This window comes from Candidatus Clostridium stratigraminis (genome assembly GCF_045310675.1).
Classification (GTDB): Bacteria; Bacillota; Clostridia; order Clostridiales; family Clostridiaceae; genus Clostridium_AT; species Clostridium_AT stratigraminis.
Map to the genome: position 1 here is coordinate 28,852 of NZ_JBJHZZ010000013.1, position 25,110 is coordinate 53,961.

The 25,110-nt window shown below is 32.4% G+C and carries 27 protein-coding genes; 11 read left to right on the forward strand and 16 right to left on the reverse strand.

Annotated elements, in window-relative coordinates; genetic code table 11:
- Nucleotides 1-141: 141 nt before the first annotated feature.
- The 3 genes from ACJDUG_RS14405 (at nt 142) to ACJDUG_RS14415 (ending at nt 2,608) form a co-directional block, all read left to right on the forward strand.
- The gene (locus tag ACJDUG_RS14405; protein ID WP_406770572.1) at nt 142-1,488 is read left to right on the forward strand and encodes a [Fe-Fe] hydrogenase large subunit C-terminal domain-containing protein; all 1,347 of its coding nucleotides are present in this window, start codon (nt 142-144) and stop codon (nt 1,486-1,488) included.
- A 122-nt stretch (nt 1,489-1,610) separates the two neighbouring features.
- Nucleotides 1,611-2,264 (forward strand): HAD family hydrolase, encoded by a 654-nt coding sequence (locus tag ACJDUG_RS14410; RefSeq protein WP_406770573.1) that lies wholly within the window; start codon nt 1,611-1,613, stop codon nt 2,262-2,264.
- A gap of 146 nt (nt 2,265-2,410) precedes the next feature.
- Nucleotides 2,411-2,608 (forward strand): hypothetical protein, encoded by a 198-nt coding sequence (locus ACJDUG_RS14415; RefSeq protein WP_406770574.1) that lies wholly within the window; start codon nt 2,411-2,413, stop codon nt 2,606-2,608.
- Between the two features lie 89 nt (nt 2,609-2,697).
- On the opposite strand, the gene spoVAE is transcribed toward ACJDUG_RS14415, so the two are convergent.
- From spoVAE to spoVAC, 3 genes are read right to left on the reverse strand one after another with little or no spacing between them, the layout of a single operon-like run.
- Nucleotides 2,698-3,051: a stage V sporulation protein AE gene (spoVAE, locus tag ACJDUG_RS14420; RefSeq protein WP_406770630.1), complete on the reverse strand. Its 354-nt coding sequence runs from the start codon at nt 3,049-3,051 to the stop codon at nt 2,698-2,700.
- Between the two features lie 13 nt (nt 3,052-3,064).
- The gene (gene spoVAD / locus ACJDUG_RS14425) at nt 3,065-4,066 is read right to left on the reverse strand and encodes a stage V sporulation protein AD (RefSeq protein ID WP_406770575.1); all 1,002 of its coding nucleotides are present in this window, start codon (nt 4,064-4,066) and stop codon (nt 3,065-3,067) included.
- A complete protein-coding gene (gene spoVAC, locus ACJDUG_RS14430; RefSeq protein ID WP_406770576.1) occupies nt 4,067-4,546 on the reverse strand; it encodes a stage V sporulation protein AC in 480 nt (159 codons plus the stop codon). It lies immediately after the preceding gene.
- A gap of 711 nt (nt 4,547-5,257) precedes the next feature.
- On the opposite strand from spoVAC, the gene ACJDUG_RS14435 reads away from it, so the two are divergent.
- Nucleotides 5,258-5,479 carry a DUF1657 domain-containing protein gene (locus tag ACJDUG_RS14435; protein ID WP_406770577.1) on the forward strand — a complete coding sequence of 74 codons (222 nt, stop codon included), beginning with the start codon at nt 5,258-5,260 and terminating at the stop codon, nt 5,477-5,479.
- 70 nt (nt 5,480-5,549) lie between these two features.
- Here ACJDUG_RS14435 and ACJDUG_RS14440 read toward each other — a convergent pair whose 3' ends face one another.
- Both ACJDUG_RS14440 and ACJDUG_RS14445 read right to left on the reverse strand, forming a co-directional pair.
- Nucleotides 5,550-6,314, reverse strand: a complete 765-nt coding sequence (locus tag ACJDUG_RS14440; protein WP_406770578.1) for a DUF421 domain-containing protein — start codon at nt 6,312-6,314, stop codon at nt 5,550-5,552.
- A 109-nt stretch (nt 6,315-6,423) separates the two neighbouring features.
- Nucleotides 6,424-6,630 carry a DUF1657 domain-containing protein gene (locus ACJDUG_RS14445; RefSeq protein ID WP_406770579.1) on the reverse strand — a complete coding sequence of 69 codons (207 nt, stop codon included), beginning with the start codon at nt 6,628-6,630 and terminating at the stop codon, nt 6,424-6,426.
- A 171-nt stretch (nt 6,631-6,801) separates the two neighbouring features.
- Between ACJDUG_RS14445 and ACJDUG_RS14450 the strand changes: the two genes are divergently transcribed.
- Both ACJDUG_RS14450 and ACJDUG_RS14455 read left to right on the forward strand, forming a co-directional pair.
- On the forward strand, nt 6,802-7,167 hold the full coding sequence (locus tag ACJDUG_RS14450; RefSeq protein ID WP_406770631.1) for a PadR family transcriptional regulator: 366 nt from the start codon (nt 6,802-6,804) through the stop codon (nt 7,165-7,167).
- Between the two features lie 4 nt (nt 7,168-7,171).
- Nucleotides 7,172-7,690, forward strand: a complete 519-nt coding sequence (locus ACJDUG_RS14455; protein WP_406770580.1) for a DUF2812 domain-containing protein — start codon at nt 7,172-7,174, stop codon at nt 7,688-7,690.
- Nucleotides 7,691-7,803: 113 nt separating this feature from the next.
- Here the strand turns inward: ACJDUG_RS14455 and ACJDUG_RS14460 are convergent, their stop codons facing one another.
- The 4 genes from ACJDUG_RS14460 to ACJDUG_RS14475 all read right to left on the reverse strand — a co-directional run bounded on the left by ACJDUG_RS14460 (nt 7,804) and on the right by ACJDUG_RS14475 (nt 14,094).
- Nucleotides 7,804-9,066 carry an MFS transporter gene (locus tag ACJDUG_RS14460; protein WP_406770581.1) on the reverse strand — a complete coding sequence of 421 codons (1,263 nt, stop codon included), beginning with the start codon at nt 9,064-9,066 and terminating at the stop codon, nt 7,804-7,806.
- 2 nt (nt 9,067-9,068) lie between these two features.
- On the reverse strand, nt 9,069-10,301 hold the full coding sequence (locus tag ACJDUG_RS14465; protein WP_406770582.1) for a M20 metallopeptidase family protein: 1,233 nt from the start codon (nt 10,299-10,301) through the stop codon (nt 9,069-9,071).
- 148 nt (nt 10,302-10,449) lie between these two features.
- Complete coding sequence (locus tag ACJDUG_RS14470) at nt 10,450-12,363, reverse strand: sigma 54-interacting transcriptional regulator (RefSeq protein ID WP_406770583.1); 1,914 nt, start codon at nt 12,361-12,363, stop codon at nt 10,450-10,452.
- 174 nt (nt 12,364-12,537) lie between these two features.
- Entirely contained in the window at nt 12,538-14,094 is a 1,557-nt protein-coding gene (locus tag ACJDUG_RS14475; RefSeq protein ID WP_406770584.1) for an ABC-F family ATP-binding cassette domain-containing protein, read from the reverse strand.
- Between the two features lie 288 nt (nt 14,095-14,382).
- Between ACJDUG_RS14475 and ACJDUG_RS14480 the strand changes: the two genes are divergently transcribed.
- Together ACJDUG_RS14480 and pgsA are read left to right on the forward strand one after the other, a co-directional pair.
- Nucleotides 14,383-15,558 carry a class I SAM-dependent rRNA methyltransferase gene (locus tag ACJDUG_RS14480; protein ID WP_406770585.1) on the forward strand — a complete coding sequence of 392 codons (1,176 nt, stop codon included), beginning with the start codon at nt 14,383-14,385 and terminating at the stop codon, nt 15,556-15,558.
- A 95-nt stretch (nt 15,559-15,653) separates the two neighbouring features.
- On the forward strand, nt 15,654-16,202 hold the full coding sequence (gene pgsA, locus ACJDUG_RS14485; protein ID WP_406770586.1) for a CDP-diacylglycerol--glycerol-3-phosphate 3-phosphatidyltransferase: 549 nt from the start codon (nt 15,654-15,656) through the stop codon (nt 16,200-16,202).
- Between the two features lie 26 nt (nt 16,203-16,228).
- Here the strand turns inward: pgsA and ACJDUG_RS14490 are convergent, their stop codons facing one another.
- The 3 genes from ACJDUG_RS14490 to ACJDUG_RS14500 form a co-directional block, all read right to left on the reverse strand.
- The gene (locus ACJDUG_RS14490; RefSeq protein ID WP_406770587.1) at nt 16,229-18,061 is read right to left on the reverse strand and encodes an MASE3 domain-containing sensor histidine kinase; all 1,833 of its coding nucleotides are present in this window, start codon (nt 18,059-18,061) and stop codon (nt 16,229-16,231) included.
- A gap of 109 nt (nt 18,062-18,170) precedes the next feature.
- A complete protein-coding gene (locus ACJDUG_RS14495; RefSeq protein WP_406770588.1) occupies nt 18,171-18,920 on the reverse strand; it encodes an acyl-[acyl-carrier-protein] thioesterase in 750 nt (249 codons plus the stop codon).
- Entirely contained in the window at nt 18,920-19,477 is a 558-nt protein-coding gene (locus ACJDUG_RS14500; protein ID WP_406770589.1) for a phosphatase PAP2 family protein, read from the reverse strand. Before ACJDUG_RS14500 ends, ACJDUG_RS14495 begins: the two co-directional genes overlap by 1 nt.
- A gap of 183 nt (nt 19,478-19,660) precedes the next feature.
- Between ACJDUG_RS14500 and ACJDUG_RS14505 the strand changes: the two genes are divergently transcribed.
- The 3 genes from ACJDUG_RS14505 to ACJDUG_RS14515 are packed head-to-tail and all read left to right on the forward strand — an operon-like array spanning nt 19,661 to nt 21,524.
- A complete protein-coding gene (locus ACJDUG_RS14505; protein ID WP_406770590.1) occupies nt 19,661-19,972 on the forward strand; it encodes a PadR family transcriptional regulator in 312 nt (103 codons plus the stop codon).
- 4 nt (nt 19,973-19,976) lie between these two features.
- On the forward strand, nt 19,977-20,591 hold the full coding sequence (locus tag ACJDUG_RS14510; RefSeq protein WP_406770591.1) for an HAAS signaling domain-containing protein: 615 nt from the start codon (nt 19,977-19,979) through the stop codon (nt 20,589-20,591).
- A gap of 9 nt (nt 20,592-20,600) precedes the next feature.
- Nucleotides 20,601-21,524: a DUF4097 family beta strand repeat-containing protein gene (locus ACJDUG_RS14515; protein WP_406770592.1), complete on the forward strand. Its 924-nt coding sequence runs from the start codon at nt 20,601-20,603 to the stop codon at nt 21,522-21,524.
- Nucleotides 21,525-21,569: 45 nt separating this feature from the next.
- Here the strand turns inward: ACJDUG_RS14515 and ACJDUG_RS14520 are convergent, their stop codons facing one another.
- The 4 genes from ACJDUG_RS14520 to ACJDUG_RS14535 form a co-directional block, all read right to left on the reverse strand.
- Nucleotides 21,570-21,761, reverse strand: coding sequence for a DUF1858 domain-containing protein (locus tag ACJDUG_RS14520; RefSeq protein WP_406770593.1), 192 nt, complete (start codon nt 21,759-21,761; stop codon nt 21,570-21,572).
- Between the two features lie 138 nt (nt 21,762-21,899).
- A complete protein-coding gene (locus ACJDUG_RS14525) occupies nt 21,900-22,082 on the reverse strand; it encodes a DUF1858 domain-containing protein (RefSeq protein ID WP_406766073.1) in 183 nt (60 codons plus the stop codon).
- Between the two features lie 168 nt (nt 22,083-22,250).
- The gene (locus ACJDUG_RS14530; protein WP_406770594.1) at nt 22,251-23,537 is read right to left on the reverse strand and encodes an adenylosuccinate synthase; all 1,287 of its coding nucleotides are present in this window, start codon (nt 23,535-23,537) and stop codon (nt 22,251-22,253) included.
- Nucleotides 23,538-23,682: 145 nt separating this feature from the next.
- A complete protein-coding gene (locus tag ACJDUG_RS14535) occupies nt 23,683-25,068 on the reverse strand; it encodes an NAD(P)/FAD-dependent oxidoreductase (RefSeq protein WP_406770595.1) in 1,386 nt (461 codons plus the stop codon).
- Nucleotides 25,069-25,110 lie beyond the last annotated feature (42 nt).

The following is a 25,110-nucleotide window of genomic DNA, read 5'->3' on the forward strand; positions in this document are numbered from 1 at the left end:
CATTTCAAATACCATATTTTATATGTTCAAGATATGTTCATTTTAACTTGTAATTTGAGATGGCCCCTTTTTTGTATAAAAAGGTACAATATTAACAAAATATATTAATGACTACTTTTTTTAATGTAAGGGGTGAAAAACTTGAAGGCTGAATATAGTAATTTATTTAAAGAAATTATAAGCTCTTATTATAAAGGAAATTTTGAGGAAAAAATAAACTCAATTTTATCAAATAAAACTATAGATAAGGATGCCTTAGCTGGTGTTATATCTTCCTTATGTGGAGTTGAAATTAGTTTTAGTGATAATTACTATGAAAATTTAACATTAGCTATTAAGTCCTACGAAGCTTCTCATAAAATTGTTAATAAGGTTAAAACCTGCTCTATGGACTGTGCAGATAATGATGGAAAGACAATTTGTCAAAAATCATGTCCTTTTGATGCTATATTTATTGATACAGAAAAGCATACTTCTGTAATTAATGCAGAAAAATGCACTGATTGCGGTTTTTGTGTGGAAGCCTGCCCCACCGCTTCCATTGTTGATAAAATAGAATTTATACCTTTTGCAAATTTATTAATGGAAAAGGAACCGGTAATTGCTGCAGTGGCTCCCGCCATTACCGGTCAGTTTGGATCGGATATTTCAATTAACAAATTGCGAACGGCTTTTAAAGAAATGGGTTTTACCGAAATGGTAGAAGTAGCTTTTTTTGCTGATATGCTTACCTTAAAGGAATCCGTTGAATTTGATGAGCATGTACATACGGAGAAGGATTTTTTAATAACTTCCTGCTGCTGCCCTATGTGGGTTGGTATGCTTAAAAGAGTATATGAAAATCTAGTTAAATATGTATCCCCTTCAGTATCTCCTATGATTGCTGCCGGAAGGGTCATGAAGCAATTAAATCCAAAATGCAAGGTTGTTTTCATAGGACCCTGTATAGCTAAAAAAGCAGAGGCTAAAGAAAAGGACCTACTTGGCGATATTGATTATGTTCTCACCTTCTCCGAGCTTAAGGATATTTTTGAAGCCTTAGAAATTAACCTGGAAGAACTAGCGGAAGATTACTCTACAGAATATGCCTCAAAAGGCGGAAGACTTTATGCTCGTACTGGTGGGGTATCTATTGCAGTAAGTGATGCAGTGGGAAAACTTTTCCCAGAAAAGCACAAATTATTAAAGGCTTCTCAGGCCAACGGAGTTCAAGAATGTAAAAAGATGCTTAGCGATGTGCAGCAGGGTATAGTTAAGGCCAACTTTATAGAAGGTATGGGCTGTATTGGTGGCTGCGTTGGTGGACCTAAGGCCATTATACCCAGGGAAAAAGGAAAAGAATTTGTAGATGATTTTGCATTAAATTCAGAAATTAAAGTAGCAGTCGACAGTAATTGCATGCTTGATATCTTAGAAAAGCTTAATATTTATTCGGCAGATGACTTTAAATATAAAGAAAGAGTTGAGATTTTCGAAAGAAATTTTTAATGGTATAATATAATTGAAATTTTTATAAACGCATCAATTGATAATTGCTGCGTTCTTCAAAGGTATATAGAATACATGAAGATTAACAATCTTCTGCGCTATTAAGGAATATGGAGGAGTTTATGTTAAAGGATATTAGGGCAGCAATATTTGATCTAGATGGAACCCTTATAGATTCAATGTGGCTTTGGGAAAAAGTAGATATAGATTTTCTAAGCAAAAGAGGTTATGAGCTTCCAATGGATTTAAAGGAAAACATTGAACATTTAAGTTTTATTGATACTGCAAAATACTTTAAAGAAAGATTTAACCTTCTGGAGAATATTGAAGAGATAATGGCAGAATGGAACAGTATGGCCTTTGAGGAATATGCAAATAATGTTTCATTGAAATCTGGAGCTAAGGAATATCTCCACCATTTAAAACTAAAAGGTATAAAAATAGCTCTTGCTACTAGTAATTCCGTACCACTCTTGGAGGCAGTATTAAAAAATAACGGAGTATATGGATATTTTGATGTAATAACCACCACAAATGAAGTGAATAGAGGTAAAAATTTCCCCGATATTTATCTTCTCTCAGCAGAAAAACTCAAAGTTAAGCCAACTGATTGCATAGTTTTCGAAGATATCCTTCCTGCAGTATTAGGTGCTAAAATGGCGGGTATGAAGGTTGTTGCGGTACATGATCTTTATTCAGAATATCAAAAAAACGATATAATCGCTTCAGCAGATTATTATATTTATAAATATGAGGATATAAGCATAGCTGGTTAAATAAAAAGAGAAGATTTTTTTAAGTCTTCTCTTTTCTTATGTAAAACTATAATTTTTAATGAATATAATATTATTGGAAGCTATTGTAGGAGACAAGTATTTTGTTTTTATTCATTTTGTTTTTATTATTAATTGGGCTTTGTTTTATGATATACATTTATCTAACAAACAAAATAGTGCTTTTACGCAAGCAGGTAATGCTGCTTGCAAATCAAAATGATGAATTAAAAAATAAACTTAATAAGTTAATTCTTGAACAGAAATTAGAAAGACAAAAAAAGTATTCTGATAATAACCTGCTTGAAGAAAATCCTGTAACCAAGGATTTAGATGAAGAAATATAGTCTATTTTTTCGTAAATAAATAGCAGAATGAAAGTTTATTTATCACATGATTAAAGGCTTTGCCTTAAACAAAGCCTTTTAAAATCTATTTAGCCTCTTGGCTTAAATACAAGAGCAGCTAGAAAACCAAAGATAATTGCCGCAGATATGCCTGCACTTGTAACTTCAAAAATACCAGTAAGTACACCAATGAGTCCATCTCTTTGCGCCTCCACTAGAGCACCTTTAACTAGTGAATTTCCAAAGCTGCTTATTGGCACGCTTGCCCCTGCACCTGCAAATTTTACTATTGGATCATATAATCCAATTCCACCTAAAATTGCACCTACAACTACAAGAGATGAAGTTGTATGGGCAGGGGTAAGCTTAAATACATCCATCATTATCTGCCCTATAACACATATTCCACCACCTACTAGAAATGCCAAAATAACTTTTATCATCATTTTCACCTCTTTATATTTCAATGGAAACTGCATGAGCAATACAGGGTATACTTTCCTTTTGTTGATAGGACATTGGTGATAACAGTGCCCCTGTTGCAACAACTAATATTTTCTTTAATTCGCCCTTTTTCATTCTATTTAGGAAATGCCCATAAGTAACTGTAGCTGAGCATGCACATCCACTTGCTCCAGCAAAAACAGGCTGATCTTTTCTGTAGATTAAAAGGCCGCAATCTTTAAATTTCTCAGTTGGAATACTGAAACCGTGTTTAGCTAGTAGATCTCCCGCTATATTTTGACCAATTGATCCTAAATCACCTGTAACTATTAGATCATAGTAGGATGGACCTCTATTTAAGTCTCTAAAATGAGTTTCTATTGTATGAACAGCAGCAGGTGCCATTGCAGAACCCATATTAAATGGGTCACTTAGCCCCATATCTATAACTTTACCTATTGTTGCCGAAGTAACCCTTGGACCGTTACCTTTGGAAGCTACCAGAGCAGCACCTGCTCCGGTTACTGTCCATTGAGCAGTTGGAGGCTTTTGCCCTCCATATTCAGTAGGATATCTAAATTGTTTTTCAACTGAGGCATTATGAGTTGCTGCAGCAGCTATAACATAATCAGCGGAATTACTATCTACAAGAAGTGATGCTAAAGCCAATCCCTCCATTGAACTTGAACAAGCCCCAAAAATCCCGATAAAGGGAACAGCTAGAGTACGTGCCGTAAAGCTGCTTGTAATTATCTGATTCATTAAATCCCCACTTATAAAGAAATTTACATCTTCATTTTTTATGTTTCCTTTTTTAACCACTATTTCACAGGATTCCTCCAATAATTTCTTTTCTGCCTTTTCAAAACTATCCTCACCAAGCCAAATATCATCGTGAAGAACATCAAAATCTTCAGCTAAAGCTCCTTTTGCCTCAAAAGGTCCTCCAATAGCGGCGGAAGCTAAAATTATAGGATTATTATTAAAAATTAAGGATTGACTTCCCTTTTTCATCTACAACACCCCTAACCAAGTTAGACCCATTTTAATAAGTGCAACTACAAATGCAGAAAATACTCCGAAGACTATTACAGAACCTGCTAGCTTAAACATGTTACCTCCAGTTCCTAAAACATAGCCTTCGGTTTTATGCTCAATAGCAGCAGAAGCAATTGAATTGGCAAAGCCTGTAACAGGAATTGCTGTACCAGCACCTGCCCACTGGCCTATGTGATCATAAACCCCTAAACCAGTAAGTAAAACCGAAATAATAATAATAACTGCTGTGGCTGGATTTCCAGCAGTTTTTTCATTAAACCCAAAATACTTTATAAATACACCTTGAAGTATTTGTCCAAGAGCACATATGATGCCGCCAGCTATAAAAGCATGAAGGCAATTTTTAAGAATCGGCCTTTTAGGCTCTCTCTGCTTTGCAAACTGTTGATACTCTTTCTGAACAGTAGATAATTTCTTTTCTTTTTTGCTTGACATTTTTGTCATCCTTCCTTTAAGTAAACTTAACTTGTCATATCTATTTTTACAATTATTTCTCATTTAATTCATAGCTAATATTTCTTAAAAAACCTAGGATTTTACTAGATTTACATCATCGCGGTGTTAATCCCTTTTATATTTAAATAAAGAGACTATAGACAAATTATCTATAGTCCCAATAAAGAACTTAACAATCTACCTTACAGAAATATAGATAACTTAATGCCTTGGTTATCATCTTCCGATCATATCCAAGCAGTTCGTCACCTATATAGCTGGTTTGTTCGATTACTTAAGATACCTACATAACTATATATAACCTTACGGCTACACGAAGCCATTACGATACCCTAAATAATCTTAGCTCAACTATTAAAAGATAAGTTATAATCCCATTATAATCAAATCCTCGACTATAATGAAACCAATGCCTACCTCTTATAATCTTTCCGCCGGCTGAATATAAACCAAATAGCCCATATACAGCCTTTGGTCGACTAATATATACCCTAAAGGAGCATATATTAGTCTTTGCTCGACTGTTAAATTCCTTATAATATTAATATCTCAAAAATAAGCAAATTAATACCACCAAAATCAAATTATAATATGGATAACTCTTAAATTACTGTAGATTTGAATAAGTTAAGCATACTTTCTTCATAAATATTAGTATGGATAGTTTTAGTCCTCATGGGGATATTAAATATGGAGGTGATTAGAATGACAGTAGGAGTTAAGATGCAGCAGACAATTGCAAGTGCGGAGAGTGTTGTATCAAGTCTAAAAACATTTGCGCTGGATACTGAGGATAAGGCTGCTCAAAAATTGTTTAATGATATGGCACAAACTCAACAGCAAATAATAGATAACCTAAAGGGCAGGCTTGATTACATCCAAAGTGAGGAGCCCCAATATAAAAATTCTTAAAGATAAAAGTATGAAGTCAGTAATGCTTCATACTTTTTATATGAGTATTATATTTAATTTACACACTCCTCTAACGTAGTAAATAAGGTTCTAATTTATCCATCATCTTTTTCATCTTTTCAGCATTTCTTGAATACATAACCTTAGCCTTTTCATCATTGGTATCTAATGCATAGGAGGTAAGGTCTGCTTGGATCTTCTGAATATTAGCATAGAGTAATTCTTTAAGATTATTCTGCGGAACTTGTATCTTATCATTATAAAGATCAAGATATAATGCTCCCGATGAATCAACCTGAGCTATAAAAACATTTTCTGGTATTACACCAATTTTCTCTAGTTCGGTTTGTAACCATTCCCTATTTATATTAGCAGCTCCTAAGGCATCATCCCTTATCTTACCATCTAGTATAACAGCTTGCGGCTCAATTGCTGGTGCAATTTTTCTCTCAAGATCATATGCTGTTAAAGGCTTCTTATCTGACTTTAGTAATACATTAATCTCCCCAGTTGCTTCCATCACGGCAAATTCAACATCAGCTAAACTAAATGCGTTTTTGGAACGAAGTTCACCTAAAAGATCTTTACCTGTAGCCCTTATTTTACTTAAGTTATCCTCCAATACTTTACCATCTTTTATTAAAATAGTCTCTTTACCGATAAATAAATCGTGCATGCTTTTACTTTTGATACATATATAATCTAATGCCATAACAAGTAAAGTCCATACAGCCAGAGCAATGATTCCAAAAGTCAGGTTTGAAATTACGTTTACTGAAGTTAAGGCAGCAATTAATGCAATAACCATATAGGTAACAAATTTATATGGCGTCATCTTGGAAATATTTCCACTACCTATAATCCTAATAAAAAAAAGTGTTACAAGAAACATAAGAAAAGACCTTAATAAAAACGTAAGTACATTCACTATGCCACCACCTTAATCATAGCCCTTTATATTGGGGTTCCTCAAACTCTAAAGTTTTTACTCTAAATTGTAAATCAGTAATTATCTGCTGCGTTACTTTAATTGATTTTTCAAATGTATTTTTTTCTTCTGCAGTTTCACTTGTGTCAGCATAAATTCTTAAGGTTCCTTGAATCCAATTTAGTGTAGCAAGTGTCTGTTTCATCTTTGAACCGACTGTCATAATAATCATCTCCAATAAAGTTATGAACGTGATTATTATTATCTATATCCTTAAAAATATTCTTCAAGATTATGATTATTTGCATTTTCCTTCATACCATTGATACCATATCAAAGATAATACACTTTATCCATATAATTACTAATACATTATTGACAAATATATCGTATGATGATATATTGTATATATCATCATACGATATATTGGAGGTTGATATATTTGGATAATACACCTTTGACAGAAGCTTTATTTTATATCTTATTGGCTGTACGTACACCAAATCATGGATATGGCATTATTCAAGAAGTAAGTGAAATGACAGATAGAAGGGTAACATTAGGACCAGGAACCTTATATGGAGCTATTAATTCAATGCTTACAAAAGGATGGATTAGCTTGTATAGTGAGGATAAGGAATCTAGAAAGAAAAAGGAATACCTTATTACAAATGCAGGAAAAGAAATATTCCAAAACGAAGTGATAAGGTTAAATGAGCTTATAAGAAATGCAAAAAAGATGTATGATTTGGGGGTGTAAATATATGTTAAAATTTAAACTATATTATGACAAAGACACAGAAGAAAAATGGCTTAAAAAAATGTGTTTAAATGGTTGGGCATTCAAAAAATTCTTTCTTGGTTTTTATACTTTTGAAAAATGTGAGCCAGGAGAATACAATTATCAAATAGACCTGCTTGATAATTGGAATGGTGAAAAAGACGACTTTGCAGCTTTCATGGAGGATGCAGGAGTAAAAGTCATATCTCAATGGTGGAGATGGGTATATTTACAAAAAAAAGCATCAGAAGGTCCCTTTGAAATGTATACAGATGTAGAATCAAAAATCACTCATTACAGTAGGATTAAGAATTTTTTCAAAGTAGCCCTGACTATAGAAGTTATTTGTTTCTTTATGGAGTTGTTTGCAACAATTAATACCGGTTCCTATACTTTGGTAATATTTACAATATTACTTGCAGTAATATCTTTAGCAATGTTAAAAGTAGTTTGGAAATGTAAGTGGAAAATTGAAGAATATAAACATGAGAAAGATATATAGTAAGTGTAGAAAAAATAAGGAAACATCATAGAGGGAAGCCTAAACATAATGGCTTCCCTTAAAAATTGTTAATAAATTTTAGTTGTCCTATAAAAATTACATTGGATGTGTAGCTACATTTCTGCAGATCTATTTACTGAATCTGCTTTTTTTGTCTTAAGAGCCAGTATACTTCCAAGGGCTCCAACAAACATAAATATTATATCGAAAATATATAAAGCAGCAAATCCTGACTTATCAATTATAACTCCTGAGACTATAGAACCTATAACTGATACAATAGTAGTTAGAATCATAAAGCTTGAGAAAATTGTAGAATAATGCTTAGTTCCAAAGAATTTGGAAACATACATAGGCATTGCAATTGTACTCATCATTAATCCTCCACCTGCAAGCACCATGTATAATATTGATACAGAAGGTATGCTTTTCATTAAAATTAGAGATCCAACTGCTACTACTGCCATTACCAAGGCTATTAATCCTCCCTTTAATAATCCAGCCTTATCAAGTATATAGCCAACTACTACTTTCCCTATCATAGAACATATTCCAAAAGCAGATATAAACATACTTAGTTTTGCCCCTGTATAGCCAATTGTTTTTAAATAGGATGGAGTCTGTAGAAAAACACTTACTTGAGGTATTACATAACCTGCAACAAAAAGAACTACAAACCAATAAGCTGGTGTCTTTATGGCCTCTTTAACAGTCATACCTGCCTGACTCTCATTAATGTTAGTTGATTGAGAATCTTGAACTTTAGGATCTCCTTCATTTAATCCATATGGCTTTAATTGCTTTTCTTCTGGATGGGTACGAATGATAATAGCTGATATTACTGCTAAAGCAATTACTATAATTCCATAAACCATAAAAGCGGTTTTATATCCGCTATTATCAATTATAAGTGATAAGATAGGTGCAAATACAGCTGAACCTAGTCCAATACCTGCTGTTGCTATTCCAAGGGCAGTTCCTTTCTTAACTATGAACCAATTAGTTATAAGGATAGGAACCGGCAGTGCGGAAATAGCAACAGCAACTAGGCCAATTAGCAATCCAAAAACATATAGCATTGAAAGACTATTTACTAAACCCATTCCTAAAATAAATATGCCTTCAAGAACCCCAAAGACCAATACTAATTTTCTTAAATCAGACTTGCCAACAAACTTGCTTAATAAAATGCTGCCAACTAACATTCCAATAGAATATAAAGAAACGATAGCTGATACTTGTGCTTGAGTATAACCATTAGCTTTACTTAGCGGGCTCAAAAAAACAGCTAGTGTAGATACAACCCCTGAACCCATTGCATTTAAGAGCACTGTTGCAACAACAATAATCCAACCATAAAATAATTTTTTCCCCATTTTTATCCCCCTATTATATCACTTTCAAATAATCTATTTATTTTTTTTAACCATTCTATTGCATAGCCTGCATATACTGCAGCTCCCTTTGAAAGCACAGCTTCATCGAAAAATACTTTAGGGTGATGCATTGGATAAATATATCCATCATTTGAATTTCCAGCTCCAATCATTATAGTTATAGATGGAACTTCTTGACTTATAAATGCAAAATCTTCTGAGCCCATACCTTTTGAACCAGGCATTATTAAATCCATTGGAATAAAAGATTTCTCACCAAAATACTCAGCCAAAAATTCCTTAGCAAATTCAACACTCTTAGCATCGCTTATAAAAGCTGGTGCATGATTAGAAAATTCTATAGTTGCCTCTGCTCTATAAGTTTTTGCAATTCCTTCTGCAACCTCTTGAATTCTATTTACAATAAAATCCCTATTTTTCTTAGTAAATGTTCTTAAGGTTCCTCTTAATTCAGCTTTATCAGGTATAACATTATTTATTGTTCCGCCTTCCATAACACCAACAGTTAGAACAGCAGTATCAGTAGTATCCACTTCTCTACTAATTATTTCTTGTAGTCCCAAATAAATATGTGCCATTATATTTAAAGGATCTACTCCTGTTTGAGGCATAGCACCATGAGCTCCTTTGCCTTTAATTGTTATTTTAAACCAATCACAGCCCGCCATTGTTGGACCAGTTCCTGATACCATTATAGTGCCAACAGGAAAGGGCATACCCGACATAACATGTATCATCATTGCAGCATCAACTCTAGGATTTTGTAAAACTCCTGCTTCTATCATTGAATGTGCACCTTCCATGGTTTCTTCTGCAGGCTGGAACATTAATTTAACATATCCCTCTATTTCATTTTCTCTTTCTTTTAAAAGCTTTGCTGCTCCCAGTAACATGGTTGTATGCATGTCATGACCGCAAGCATGCATGTTACCATTTTCAGATTTGTATAAACAATCTGCCTCTTCTTTTATCTTTAGGGCATCCATGTCTCCTCTTATAAGTATAGTTTTATCAATAGTTCCCTTACCCAAAACCACTACTATACCAGAGTCAGTTATTCTTTGTGGCTTACATCCCATCTCTTCAAGAGTCTTAAACACATATTCAGATGTTATTGGCAAATTAAGACCAACCTCTGGGTTTCTGTGAAAATACTGCCTATGATTCACTAATTCCGATTGAAGTGCTTCTGCACTTTTTACTAAAGTATTCATTGTAATTCCTCCTTAAGCTTTGATAAAAATATATAAGCAATTATTGTGCCAACTCAAACTGTTACTGATAATCCTGCCTCTTAACATATTTTAAAATTAAAACGGTTCATAATTGACCACTTTACTGTCAATTATGAACCATAACTAATTATTCAATATTATATTTAACAAGTTTTCTTTTTAAGGTGTTTCTGCTAATTCCTAGTTTAGCAGCAGTTCTTTGTTTGTTAAAACCTTCTTTCTCATAGGCCTTTAAAATTGAATTTCTTTCAGCTTCTTCTAATTCATTATTATTATCAACTTTTGATTTACCATTTGTAAGCTTAAATTTTGAAAGTGCACTCTTAACATTATCAAACTTCACCATACCTTTTCTTGTTAATACCACAAGTCTCTCTAATATGTTACGCAGCTCTCTTATATTTCCTGGCCAATCATGATTAATAAAAATTTGAAATATTTCATTATCAATTCCAATAACTTCACTACTTAATTCATTGTTAAGTTGATTCAACATTTCATTTATTAGGCCCGTTAAATCCTCTTTCCTTTCTCTTAAAGGACAAAGGTTTAGTTCTAGTACATTCAGCCTATAATACAAATCTAATCTAAAATTTCCTTTTTTAACTTCATCATACAAATTCTTATTAGTAGCAGATATAATTCGTACGTTTACTGGAATCATTTTGTTATCCCCAATTCTTAGAATTTGTTTTTCTTGGATAACCCTTAATAATTTTACTTGAAGAGATAAATCCATTTCTCCTATTTCATCTAAAAAAATAGTACCATTATGAGCTAATTCAAATAACCCTTGCTTTCCACCTTTTCGTGCCCCAGTAAATGCGCCCTCTGAATAACCAAACAATTCACTTTCAAGTAAATTTGGAGGCAATGCAGTACAGTTAATAGGAACAAATGGATATTTTTTTCTTTCACTATTATTGTGGATAGCTTGTGCTAAAATTTCCTTTCCTGTACCGGATTCACCTGTAATGAGAATCGTTGAAGAAACTTCCGAATACACTTTTGCTAATCTAATAATCTCTTTCATTTCCTTACTTTTACCAATCAAATCACTAAAAGTATTTTTCGCATAAAAATTAGTTTCTGCAGTATGTAATCTAATTTCTTGTTCGGCTTTACGAATTTCATTTATTCTTTTAATGCTTGCCACTGCACCTCTTGCCGAGCCTTCTACTTTTATAGGGATAAAATCACAAATTACATCCATGCCTTTAATGGTAATAATTCTATCTTTAACCTTTTTATTATTCATAACTTCAAATAATTCTAATTCAGGAAAAATGTCATTTATATTTTTACCTATTACTTCTATCTCATTTATATTAAAATATTTCTCACATATATAGTTGAAGGTTGAAATAACTCCATTTTCATCTATTGCTAAAATGCCCTCTGAAGAGTGATTAATAATTGTTTTAAACTTCTCTTTATCTGATCTTTCTCTCATTGTCATTTCATATAACTCAACAGCCCTGTGAACAGACTCGATTATAGCTTCTTTTCCTGAATCAATAACTTTATAATCTATACCCATTATCTTATAATCTTGACTGCTATTATCTCCTGGACTTAGACCAAGAATAATATCAATCTTATTCTTTTGTAATATATCAATAAACTCTTTTTCCTTTTTATACAATATAATATTATTAGAAAATTTACATATGTTAAGGCCAAGTAATTTTCCTATATTGATTATAGAATCACTAATTTTATCTTCAGTAATAGCCAATGCGATCTTCTTTTTTATAAAATTGCTATCATTTAATAGATTTAATATATCTTCTAATTTTATATCAATATTCACAACATTAATATCTACATTAGCTCTAATATCGTCTGCTATCATTCCTCTAGTTATAATTATTTCTTTACCCATAATTTTATAATCTTCTGCTTTTATTAAATAATTTTCTAAAGTCACAGGCACAATTTCTATATCAATTCCAATTGATTGAACAGCTTCTCGAGCCCTATTTGCCAATTTCTCATATATTGCAAATATAACAATTTTGTTTTCAACATTTATATTCATAAAATCCCCCCAAATACAAATATAAATTTAAATATCTGCTTTCTTCACTATATCATTATTTCAGCTTTAAAAACAGATAATATAAAATACAAAAAAAAACAATAATATTTTTAAATATTACTGCTTTTTTGTTATTACTTATGATATCTAAAAATTGTGCGTCACATGGAACTGTTAATAAATTTTAGTAGTCCAATCCTCACAATTCCAAACTTCAGTTACTACATCTTTATAAAACTCTGGTTCATGGCAAACTATTAAAATAGTTCCCTTATACTCTTTTAAAGCCCTTTTAAGCTCATCTTTTGCATCTACATCTAAGTGATTTGTAGGCTCGTCAAGAATTAATATATTAGTTTCATTATTTATAAGTTTTGCAAGCCTTACCTTAGCAGCTTCTCCCCCTGATAATACCTTTATCATACTCTCAATGTGTTTAGTAGTTAGGCCGCATTTTGCAAGAGCCGCACGTACTTCATATTGGGTAAATCCGGGGAACTCCTCCCAAAATTCTTCAATACAAGTATTTGTATTACCCTCTCTGCTTTCCTGCTCAAAGTATCCAATGTATTGATAGTCTCCAAGCTCTACATCTCCACCTATTGGCTTAATTTGACCCATTAAACTCTTAAGCAACGTAGTTTTCCCAAGTCCATTAGAGCCTACTAAGGCAATTTTTTGTCCTCTTTCCATGTATAGATTAAGGGGCTTTGTAAGCGGGCTATCATATCCTATCACTAGGTCCTTAGTTTGAAATATAACCTTTCCAGAAGCCCTAGCTGTTTTAAAATTAAAGGTTGGTTTTGGCTTTTCCTGTGAAAGCTCAATTCTATCAATTTTATCAAGCTTTTTCTGTCTTGATTTAGCCATATTAGCAGTTGCAACATTAGCTTTATTTCTAGCAACAAAATCCTCTAGTCTCGCAATTTCAGCTTGCTGCCTTTCATAAGCCTGTTCCAATTGTTTCTTTTTAGCTTCATATATTCTTTCAAATTCATCATAGTTTCCTACATATCTTGTAAGCTGTTTATTTTCTACATGATATATTAGATTTATTACTGAATTTAAGAATGGCATATCATGAGATATTAATATAAAGGCATTCTCGTAAGCATTTAAAAATCTCTTAAGCCACTCAATATGAGCCTCATCCAAGTAATTTGTAGGCTCGTCTAAGAGTAAAATATCAGGAGTTTCTAAAAGAAGTTTAGCAAGTAAAACCTTTGTTCTTTGCCCTCCGCTTAAATTCGTTACATCATTATCTAATCCTATGTCTAAAAGGCCTAACCCTCTAGCAGTTTCTTCAATTTTAGCATCTATTACATAAAAGCCATTATGATCAAGCATGTCCTGAATTACTGCCGTTCTTTCAAGCATTTTATCAAGTTCCTCTGGAGTAACCTCTCCCATTTTTCCATATAGCTCATTCATTTCAGTTTCTGCATCGAATAGATATTGAAAAGCACCTTTTAATACATCTCTAATTGATTGCCCGCTTTTAAGAACTACATGCTGATCCATGTAACCTACCCTTACTCTGTTTGACCATTCAATTTGTCCTTCATCAGGCATAAGCTTTCCTGTAATTATATTCATAAAGGTAGATTTGCCTTCTCCATTTGCTCCAATAAAACCAACATGCTCCCCCTTTAACAATCTAAAGGATACATTTTCAAATATAGCTCTATCACCAAACCCATGGCTTATATTTTTTACTGTTAATATACTCATTAATTTCTCTCCTTGAGGTGGCATATGGACGTTTCTTCCGCCACATTTTTCATGTGCTGCAATGTGGCAAGGAGACGTTTCTCCTACCACAAGCCACTCTTTTTAGTTTAAAGTAGGTTATTACTTCTGTCAAAGGAAATTTTCTGATATAATAATACCTAATTGTGGTATAATACTAAAATGAATTAACAACTAATTGTTATAAGCGAAAAGCCTTAGTGGGTATCTATTTAAAATTATTAAACATTAATTGTTAATTTATAGTACCAAGTAAAGGGAGTGTTTAATATGGCATGTAAATTTTATTTATATAAAGGCAAGGGCCGCAAAGCAGAAAATGGTCATCCTTGGATTTTTACTGATGAAATAGAAGAATTTGATGGAGAGTATGGAAACGGTGATATAGTTGAAGTATTTAACTTCAAACATGAATTTATTGGAAGAGGTTATATAAATGATGTTTCTAAAATTGCAATAAGAATCTTAACCAGAGATATAAATGAGGAAATAAATGAGGAATTTTTTAAGAAGAGGCTTAAAGATGCTTTTGACTACAGAAAAAAGGTTATTGATACAAGCAGCTGCAGAGTTGTATTTGGAGAAGCAGATTTTTTACCTGGCTTAACTATTGATAAATTTGAGGACTATTATGTAATTCAAAGCTTAACACTAGGTATAGATAGATATAAGTCAATTATAGTAAAAATTCTCATAGAAGAATATGGTGCAAAGGGAATTTATGAAAGAAGCGACGTATCTGTTCGTGAATTAGAGGGAATGGAGCAAACAAAGGGCTTTCTTACTGAACCCTTTGATACCATGGTTCAAATAAAGGAAAATGGCGTTAAATATTATGTTGATATAGAAAACGGCCAAAAGACTGGATTTTTCTTAGATCAAAAGGAAAATAGGGCTGCTATTCATAGACTATGTAAGGATGCTGAGGTTTTAGATTGTTTTACTCACACAGGTTCCTTTGCCTTAAATGCTGGAATTGCAGGAGCAAAAAGCGTACTTGGTATCGACATTTCAGAGCACGCCGTAGATTTTGCTAGAAAAAATGCTAAGCTTAATAATCTTTCTGACATAGTTAAATTTGAGTGTCATAACGCCTTTGATGTGCTTACAGAATGGTCTAAGGAAGGAAGAAAATTTGATGTTGTAATACTTGATCCTCCTGCCTTTACAAAATCTAGAGATAGTGTGAAAGGCGCTACAAGAGGTTACAAGGATATAAATTTAAGAGGATTAAAGATGGTTAAATCAGGCGGTTTTTTTATCACCTGTTCCTGCTCACATTTTATGAAAGAGGATTTATTTAAACAGACTATAGCAGAGGCAGCCAAGGATGCCAAAAGATTATTACGACAGGTTGAATTTAGAACTCAGGCAGCAGACCATCCAATACTTTGGAATTCTGATGAGTCTTATTATTTAAAATTTCTTATATTTCAAGTAATATAACTGTTAACCAAGTTGAAACCCTATACTATAATGTAAAAATATGCTATTATATTAGCATATGCCTAAGCTTTTACATATTATATATAAAGCTTAAAATGGAGGGGATTATTATAAATTTACCTAATTTACTTACAGTCTTTAGATTAATTTTAATTCCTATATTTCTTTCAGCTTTCTTTTCCCCTAATTTAAATAGCTTATTATATGCTGTTGGTATATTTCTACTTGCAGGAGTTACGGATCTTCTAGATGGATATATAGCTAGAAAATTTAATCTTATTACGAAGGTGGGAATTGTACTAGATCCTTTAGCAGATAAATTAATGCTCATAACTGTATTAACTTGTCTAGTAATTAAGTCCTATATACCAATATGGATGCTTATAATCATTGCAGGGAAAGAACTATTTATGATTTTCTGTGGCTTATTTCTTTACAAAAGAGGTACAGTTATACCATCAAATATTTTTGGTAAATTAGGTACGATTCTATTTTATATATCAATCTTGACGCTATCCGTAGATAAGGCCTTAGGAATATATCTCCTCTATATTTCTATTGCCGCCGCTCTAGTTGCATTTATTAATTATTTAATAGTTTACAGAAAAAAATCTAATAACGATGCATATAATTTAAAACAATAGGGACTGCTTAGCAGTCCCTATATTTCTTAAGAATAAATATCTGAGAATTCAATGTTTATTTTTTCAATATTATCTTCATTTGTATTATGATATTGTGTCCCTTTTGATTTTACAAACCTCACCGGAAGTTCAATAATAAACTCAGCGCCCTTTTTATATTCGCTTTTTACCCTTATATTGCCTCCATGAAGTTCCACTAAAGATTTCACTATAGAAAGTCCGATACCGCTTCCTTCATGACTTCTAGTGAGAGACTTATCAACTTGATGAAATCTTTCAAATATTAATTTTTGTTTTTCCTTTGGTATACCAATGCCATTATCTTTAACAGAAATTATCACCTTATTGCCCCTGTCATAGATATTAACAATAATCATTCCACCGGGATTAGTAAATTTAACTGCATTTGACAACAGGTTAAGCATTATTCTGTCTATTTTGTCTGAATCACAAGCCATAATCTTTTCCTCAACTTCAGTATCAAAAATTAAAGTTATACCCTTATGTTCTATATATTCTGAAACTGATAAGGTTATATCCTCTACAATATTAACTATATTGTAATTAGCGAGCTGAAGATTAAAATAGCCTGTATCAATTTTAGTAATGTCTATTATATTACTTACAAGTCTTAAAAGTCTATAACAGTTCTGCTGCATTGTACTAATATACTTACTGATATTTTTTTTGTTAATATCTATAGTACCTTCATCAGCATATAGATTTAAAAGCTGTATTGCTGATAGAATAACATTTATAGGTGTCCTAAGCTCATGTGAAAGATTTGCAAAGAACTCTGTTTTTAATATATCATATTGCTTAGCCTCAGTTAAGAGCCTTTCTTTTTCCTCAGATGTAATTCTTAGCTGTTCCAGTTTTTTTCTCTCTGTAATATCCCTAACTACAGAGACCATAGCATTTTTATCCTTGTAAGGAAAAAGCGCACCTGTTGCCTCTACATCAATTACTGTTCCATCCAATTTTATATACTTTTCTTCTTCAAATGGCATAGCCACACCATAATTTTTTATTTTTTTCTTTCGATCTATAACAAGGTGATGATAGTCTTTATCAATATAATTTAAAATGCAGTTCCCAACCAATATATCCGGATTATCTGCACCTAATAGCGTTGCCGCCGCTAAATTTGCATATTCAATCATCCATTGAGAATGAACAAGAATAGCTGCTGGTGAAATCTCAAATATCTTCCTGTACCTTTCTTCACTTTGCCTTAGATCCTCTTCAATTTGCTTTCTTTCAGCTTCCTTTTCAATTGAGGAAACTACAAAAGAAATATCTTCGCAAAGGGAATTGAAAAGCTTAACCTCCTCCTGCTCTGTAAAGGAATCTTCAACAGAGTAAAACATCATAATTCCAAAAACCCTATTATTTGATTTTAAAGGAAACACTGCACAAGATTCAATATTGCAAAGCAGTAGTTCATTGTATAGCGGGGAGCTAGTCATCTCATTTTTAACATCATGACAAATAGCCTGCTCATTATTATTCACTGCTTTAGCTAATAATTCAAAATCTTTAAGAGTATGTTTAGTAAATTTCTTTGACAGGTTACACTCTTCATTCTTTTCAAGACCACATTGTGCAACAAGCTCTACTATATTTGTTACTGCATTAATATTTCCAATCCATGCCGCCTTAAAAAGCCCGTCATCTACAGCTATCCTGCAGGCTTCTTTATATAACAGCTTTGAATCCTCTATTCTTACTATTGCGTGATTTATTTTGCTCAAAATAGAATAAAGTCTATTTACCCTTACTAGTTTTTCCTTCGTATCTTTAAGTTCAGTATTATTACCAATAGGTTCTATACCTGATTGTCTATGTTTATCTCCCACAACCAAACTTCCCTTCTTAAAACCACAGTCATGTTTTATAAATTCAATAACCTTACGAATAATATTTTATCAAAACTTGTAATATAATAAAATAAAAAAGGGAGATTTTTTATATTTTCTCCCAGGTTGTTTTAAGAAGTGTTAATTCTTTTTCTTCTCTATTTAAAATCTTATGGTAACAAATTATATTGTTTTCTCCCTGCTCTATTTCGGTTAATACTTTTATGTCCTCACCATAGATAGTTTCCTTCTCATAAGTTACTTTTATATTTTTTAAAGTGTAATTTAATACTGTATCTAATGGGATGGTTTCTATAGCCCAGGCTATATACTTTTCATTATTTACATGTCTATTTGTGTCTATGTCACTGTATCTTACACTAAATTGTTTTTCATATTTATAATTTTCAAGGGGCTTTATATTTTCTATTTCAAGGGGTTCATCGTCATTTGAAGTCAAACCATAAGCACTAAGTATATCCTCACCTACTCTTACAGGTCTTCTCTTTTTAATATTTAGTAAAAACCATATAGATTCTGCCTTTCCGAGCCTTTCACCTTTGTAATTTAATAATTCAAAGGTTCTATAGGCATAAAACTTTTTCATAGCACAAGGACAAGTCCTTATAAGTATCTTTTCCCCGTAAACTGGGTACTTATACATATCAATATTCCATTTAAAAAGTACCCAGCCAAGGTCATTTTCAACTAAATAGTCCATACCTATGCCAAGTTCATCGGATTGTTTTGTTGCTGCATCTTCTAAATAATCAACTATACTTGTTATGAGAACTCTTTTTTTATAATCTACCTCGTAATAGTGAATTTCATATTCTTTTTCATAAATAAAGCCTGACATTAACCTTCTCCCTTCAAAACTTTTTTTCTAAAAAACTTCTTACTTATATTAACTGCTAGCTTAGCAGAAATTAGCCCTAGTATTATGCCTCCAAGTATATCTGAAGGATAATGAACGTGAAGATAAATTCGAGAAAAGGCTATAGTTATAGCTAAAGCTAATGCAAAATACCTATATCTTGCCTTTTTAAAAAAGCATACTCCAAAAGCAGCAAAAGAAGAGGTTGTATGCCCTGATGGAAAAGAAAAGGACTTTGGAGGTGAAATTAAAAAGGTATAATTATAAGCTGGCGAAGTAGGCCTTGCCCTGCCAATTAGGTTTTTAAGAACACCTTCACCTAATACTAAGCCTAATAATAAAGCTATAAGCATTGCTGCGCCTATTTCTTTTACTTCAATATTTTTATTTAACAACAATACAATTGCTATTAATATCCATACTTCACCATTATTATTTATGTTTGAGGCTATGGGCATCACTGTATCAAAAAAATTATTCTTAATTACTACTGAGCAAAAATGCAATATTATGTTATCAACGTTTAATAAGTAATTCATTGCCTTCCATCCTTTGTAAGCAGATTATGCACTTCTATTTATACAATTATACTAGTAATTTAGGCATTTAACAATTATTAGTAATATTATTTAATAATTATGTAATATTATATACTATATTGCATTGTACACTACTGAATGATATACTATAGGCATACAAAAATAACCAAAAGGAATGATATTATGAACATTCAACTTAAGAAGGGTATACTAGAACTTTGTGTACTAGCAGTTTTGGATAAAAAGGACTGCTATGGCTATGAGCTTGTAAATAAAATTTCCCAAAACATAGAAATATCTGATGGAACCATTTATCCCATACTTAGAAGGTTAAATGGAGATGGTTATTTTACAACTTATCTTCAAGAATCTCAAGAAGGTCCGCCGAGAAAATACTATAAATTAACCGAGTTAGGCAAATCCACCAAAGATGAGCTTATTAACGAATGGGAAGAGCTTACTAAAGGTGTTAACAATATTTTAGAGGAGGATTAAATTAATGAATAGAGATGAATTTTTAAAAACTCTAGAAACTTCTCTTTCAGCCTTTGACCTGGAAGAGAAGAAAGACATATTATATGATTATGAAGAACATTTTAGAATAGGTCATCAAAACGGTAAAACTGATGAAGAGCTTATTAACGAGCTTGGAAGCCCTGCTGATATTGCAAAACAGTACAGCGGTAATTTCCAAGATGAAAAAAGAGAATTTAATTCTTATTCAAAAGACAATATAGAACATCCTATGTTTCAAAATAATGAAAGAAGTATAATTCCTTCTATTATAGCAGCTTTAGCACTTAGTTTTTTCAACTTAGTTTTTGTTATATGGATTTTTGTAGCAGCTGGTGCTGCTTTGATTGGCTTAGCTGCTGCAGCTATATCCATCACAGTATCAGGACTAGTAGTAACTCTAAGTCCTATATTTGCTCCCTTATTTCCTAATTATATAAATTTACCTTCAAGTATGTCCTTTGTTTTAACTATCCTTTTAGGCATAGGGACAATAGCCTTAGGCGTTCTCTTTTGCATTGGACTTTTTTATGTCATAAAATATTTTTGCTTAGCAGCAAATAAATATATTAAATGGAATATTAGTATTATAAAAAGGTAGGTATATGATATGAAATTTAAAAAGGGATGGAATATAAAAAAGCTTGTATTATGTCTTTTAGCTATAGTTGTTATTACTTATGGAATTGGAGCAATAGTACTGTTTAGCAATACTAAAATATTTAATTCAGAAAAAGGCATATATAATATTAATGATGAAAAGTCTGTAAATATTAATGGAATAAATACAATTTCTGTTAATGTGTCCAGTGCACAAATTAATGTAATACCTTATGATGGCTTAGAAGTAAAAGCTCATTTTTATGGAAATATTACAACCAGCTCCTCATTTACTAAGCCTGAGCTAGAGTGTTACTCAAGCGGCGACACCCTTTATATTAATACTAAAAGTAAAAATATACTGACTTTTGGATTCTTTAACCCAGACCTAAAGCTTGATGTAAATGTTCCAGCTTCATATGAAAGTAATCTTAAGCTTGACTCTTCTTCTGGGAGTATTAATTTAAGCTCTTTAAAACTAAAGAACTTAAGCTGTAATTTAAGCTCCGGAAGCACAAATATTAAACAAGTTTATGCAGATGACTTTAATTATAACAGCAGTTCCGGGAGCCTAACTGCCGAAAGCCTTACTACAAAAGCCTCAGAGTTAAACAGTTCCTCAGGAAGTCAAAGACTCATTGGTTTTAGCGGTAATTTAAAAGCTTCCTCTTCTTCTGGAAGTATACGAGCCGAATACGCCTCCTTTGATAACAATATTAATATTAATGCATCCTCGGGCAGCGTAACTGTAAAACTACCTGAAAACTCAACCTTCTACCTAGATGCTTCAGCTAGCTCCGGAAGTATTAGAAGCAGTTTCCCTATTACCGTAATTGGCAATAATAGCAGACATGAACTTAAAGGAACAGTAGCAAGTGATAAAAATAAAGTTTCAATCCATACATCTTCTGGAAGTATAAATATAGAAAAATAATGTAAATATTTTATATAAAAAAGGATGAGGTTTTCTCATCCTTTGTTAATTTAACTTATTCAATGCATCTATCATATCATTTAAGTCCAATCCATGGACAAGCGCCCCTTCTTCAAGGGTTTCCATTTGCGCACCAGGTCAGGATATACAGCCCATACCAAAGGACATTAGAACTTCAGCAGCATCCTTATGCATTTTAACTACCTCTCCAATAGTCATATTGCCATTAACCTTCATTAAATCACCTTCTTTTAATAAGCTTTTATACCTTATTTATTATTTCCAAAAAAATAAAAGATACTCAGAGTTAACCTCCAAGTACCCTTTATGTATATATAATGCATTAATGTATTATAACCTTTGCATTATATGTAATTAAGCATTTAGTGCTTCAATTAATTCTTCTACATCAAAGCCATGTACCATAGCAGCTTCTTCTAAAGTTTCTGCCTGAGATGCTGGACATCCAACACAACCCATTCCAAAGCTCATTAATATCCCAACTGAATCTGGATAATTTCTAACTATTTCGCCAATAGTCATTTCTTTATTAATCATAATTACACTCTCCTCTATGAATTTAAATCATACTGTTTTACTATGATATGGTTATATTATAGCAGAGTTAAATTTAATAATAAAGATATTTATAAAAACATTTTATAAAATTTAAATTAAGAAAAGGAAGAATCCTCAAAAATTCTTCCTGCAAAATAAATTATATAATTATAGGCTGCTTACCTCAATAGTTTGATCTCTTCTTGGTCCTACAGAAACTATTGATATTTTAACCCCTGTAAATTCTTCTATTCTTCTTAAATATTTTTTTGCATTTAAAGGAAGTTCTTCAAAGCTTTTAGCCTTAGAAGCACTATCATCCCAGCCGTCAAATTCTTCATATATTGGTTCACATTTAGCCAAATCTTCAAGACTTGCTGGAAAATAATCTATTACCTTGCCATCTAATTTATATCCAACACATATCTTAATTTTTTCAAGCCCAGCTAAGGTATCTATTTTAGTCACTGCAAAGCTCGTTAAGCCTGATACTCTTGCAGAGCTCTTAAGTATTACTAAATCAAGCCATCCGCAGCGTCTTGCTCTGCCTGTTGTAACTCCATATTCAAAGCCCTTTTCTCTTATCCAATCTCCAGTTTCATCTTCTAACTCAGTTGGAAATGGACCCTTTCCTACTCTTGTAGTATATGCCTTAGCTATACCAACAGCACTATTTATCATTGTTGGTCCAATTCCTGCTCCAGTACAAACTCCACCTGCTATAGTATTTGAGGAAGTTACATATGGATATGATCCATAGTCTATATCTAAAAGCGTACCTTGTGCTCCTTCAAAAAGAACCTGTTTTCCTGTCTTTATTTCATCGTATACTATAACGGATATGTCCTTAACAAAAGGTCTCATCTTTTCTGCAAAACCTAAATACTCATTATATATAGTATCAAAGTCTAGAGGGTTCTCTCCATAAACCTTTGTGATAATTTCATTTTTAACCTTTATATTTTCCCCAAGTTTCTCTTTGAAGACTTCAGTATGAATTAAATCGCAAACTCTTATACCGCTTCTTTCAGCTTTATCTGTATAGCAAGGACCAATTCCTTTACCTGTTGTTCCAATATCATTTTTTCCTCTGCCTTTTTCCTTTAAGGAATCAAAAAGCTTATGATACGGCATAATAACTTGTGCTCTATCACTGATTATTAAATTTTCCGGAGTAACCTTTACTCCCAAGTTCTCTAGATAATCTATTTCCTCAAACATAGCTTTTGGGTCCAAAACAACACCATTTCCAATTACATTTAATTTACTTCCATATAGAATACCTGAAGGTATTAGATGAAGCTTATACTGCTTATCTCCTACTTCTACCGTATGACCTGCATTATTTCCACCTTGAAATCTGACTACAACTTGAGCTTTTTCAGCTAAGTAATCCGTCATCTTTCCCTTACCTTCATCTCCCCATTGAGCTCCTAAAACTATAAATGCTGACATTTTTTTCCTCCCTTTAGTCGGAACACTGAGTAGTTTACCCTACTCGCTTCCGCTCGAAAACTACTCGTTAAAGCTCATTTAGGGCTTTAACCTATCTTTTTAATAATGAATAATGGAAGTTTTTCTTAAGAAAAATTATTCATTCTCAATTATTAATTGCAAATTTGTTAGCTAAAATTCTTCCTACATAAACTCCGCTTGCTGATGCCTGTGATAGTGAATGAGTAACACCCGACCCATCACCTAAAACATACAAATTTTCTATCTTCGCTTCTAGCTTAGTATTTACTTTAACCATAGAATTATAAAATTTTACCTCAACACCATATAATAGAGTATCTTCGTTAGCAGTTCCTGGTGCAATTTTATCAAGAGCATAGATCATTTCAATTATATCATCAAGCTGTCTTTTAGGCAGTACAAGACTTAAATCTCCTGGAGTTGCTGAAAGTGTAGGCCTTGTAAAACTTTTATTTAGTCTATGCTCATTAGTTCTTCTTCCTTTCACCAAATCGCCAAACCTTTGAACTAAGACTCCACCACCAAGCATATTGCTTAATTTAGCAATGGATTCACCATATTCATTGCTGTTCTTAAAAGGTTCAGTGAAATGATTTGAAACAAGCAGTGCAAAATTGGTATTTTCTGTATGAAGCTCTGGATTTGCATAACTATGTCCATTTACAGTTACTATTCCATTAGTATTTTCATTAACTACCTCGCCGTGAGGATTCATGCAGAAGGTCCTAACAAAATCTGAGTACTTCTTCGTTCTATACATAATTTTACTTTCATAGACATCTCTGGTTATATGTTCAAAAACTGCTGCAGGAAGTTCTACTCTGACACCTATATCAACTCTGTTACTTTTAGTTTCAATTCCAAGCTTTTCACATACACTTGAAATCCACTTAGAACCCGATCTACCAGTAGCTAATACTAGATTTTTAGCAGTAAAGCTTTTATCCTTAGCAATAACAGTAAAATTCTCCTCTTTTTTTATTTCAAGAACCTCTGTATTAAATAGAATATCTACCTTAGTCTCTAAATACTCATAAATATTTTGGAGGATACCAACATTTCTATCAGTGCCTAAATGTCTAACCTTTGCATCTAATAAATGCAAGTCATATTGTAGAGCCTTGCTTTTGAGATCAGAATTCTCTGTAGAATATAGCTTTGCTTCTGCTCCTCCCATTTTGCAGAGTACTTCATCTACATAATTCATTAAATTCAAAGCTTCTTCTTTTCCTACATAACTGTAAAGTTCTCCACCAAAATTATTAGTTATATTGTATTTCCCATCTGAAAGACTTCCAGCGCCACCATAGCCGTTCATTATGCTGCAAACCTTACAATTAATACATGATTTTATTTTCTTACCATCTATTGGACACTTTCTTTTATTAAGACTATTTCCTTTTTCTATCATTAATACTTTAATGTTCGTATTTTTCTGTATTAGTTCATATGCGGTAAAAATCCCGCTGGCTCCTGCTCCTACTATAATCACATCATATATATTATTCATAAGCATCACTCCCCTAAAAAATAATAGCAAATAGACTATACC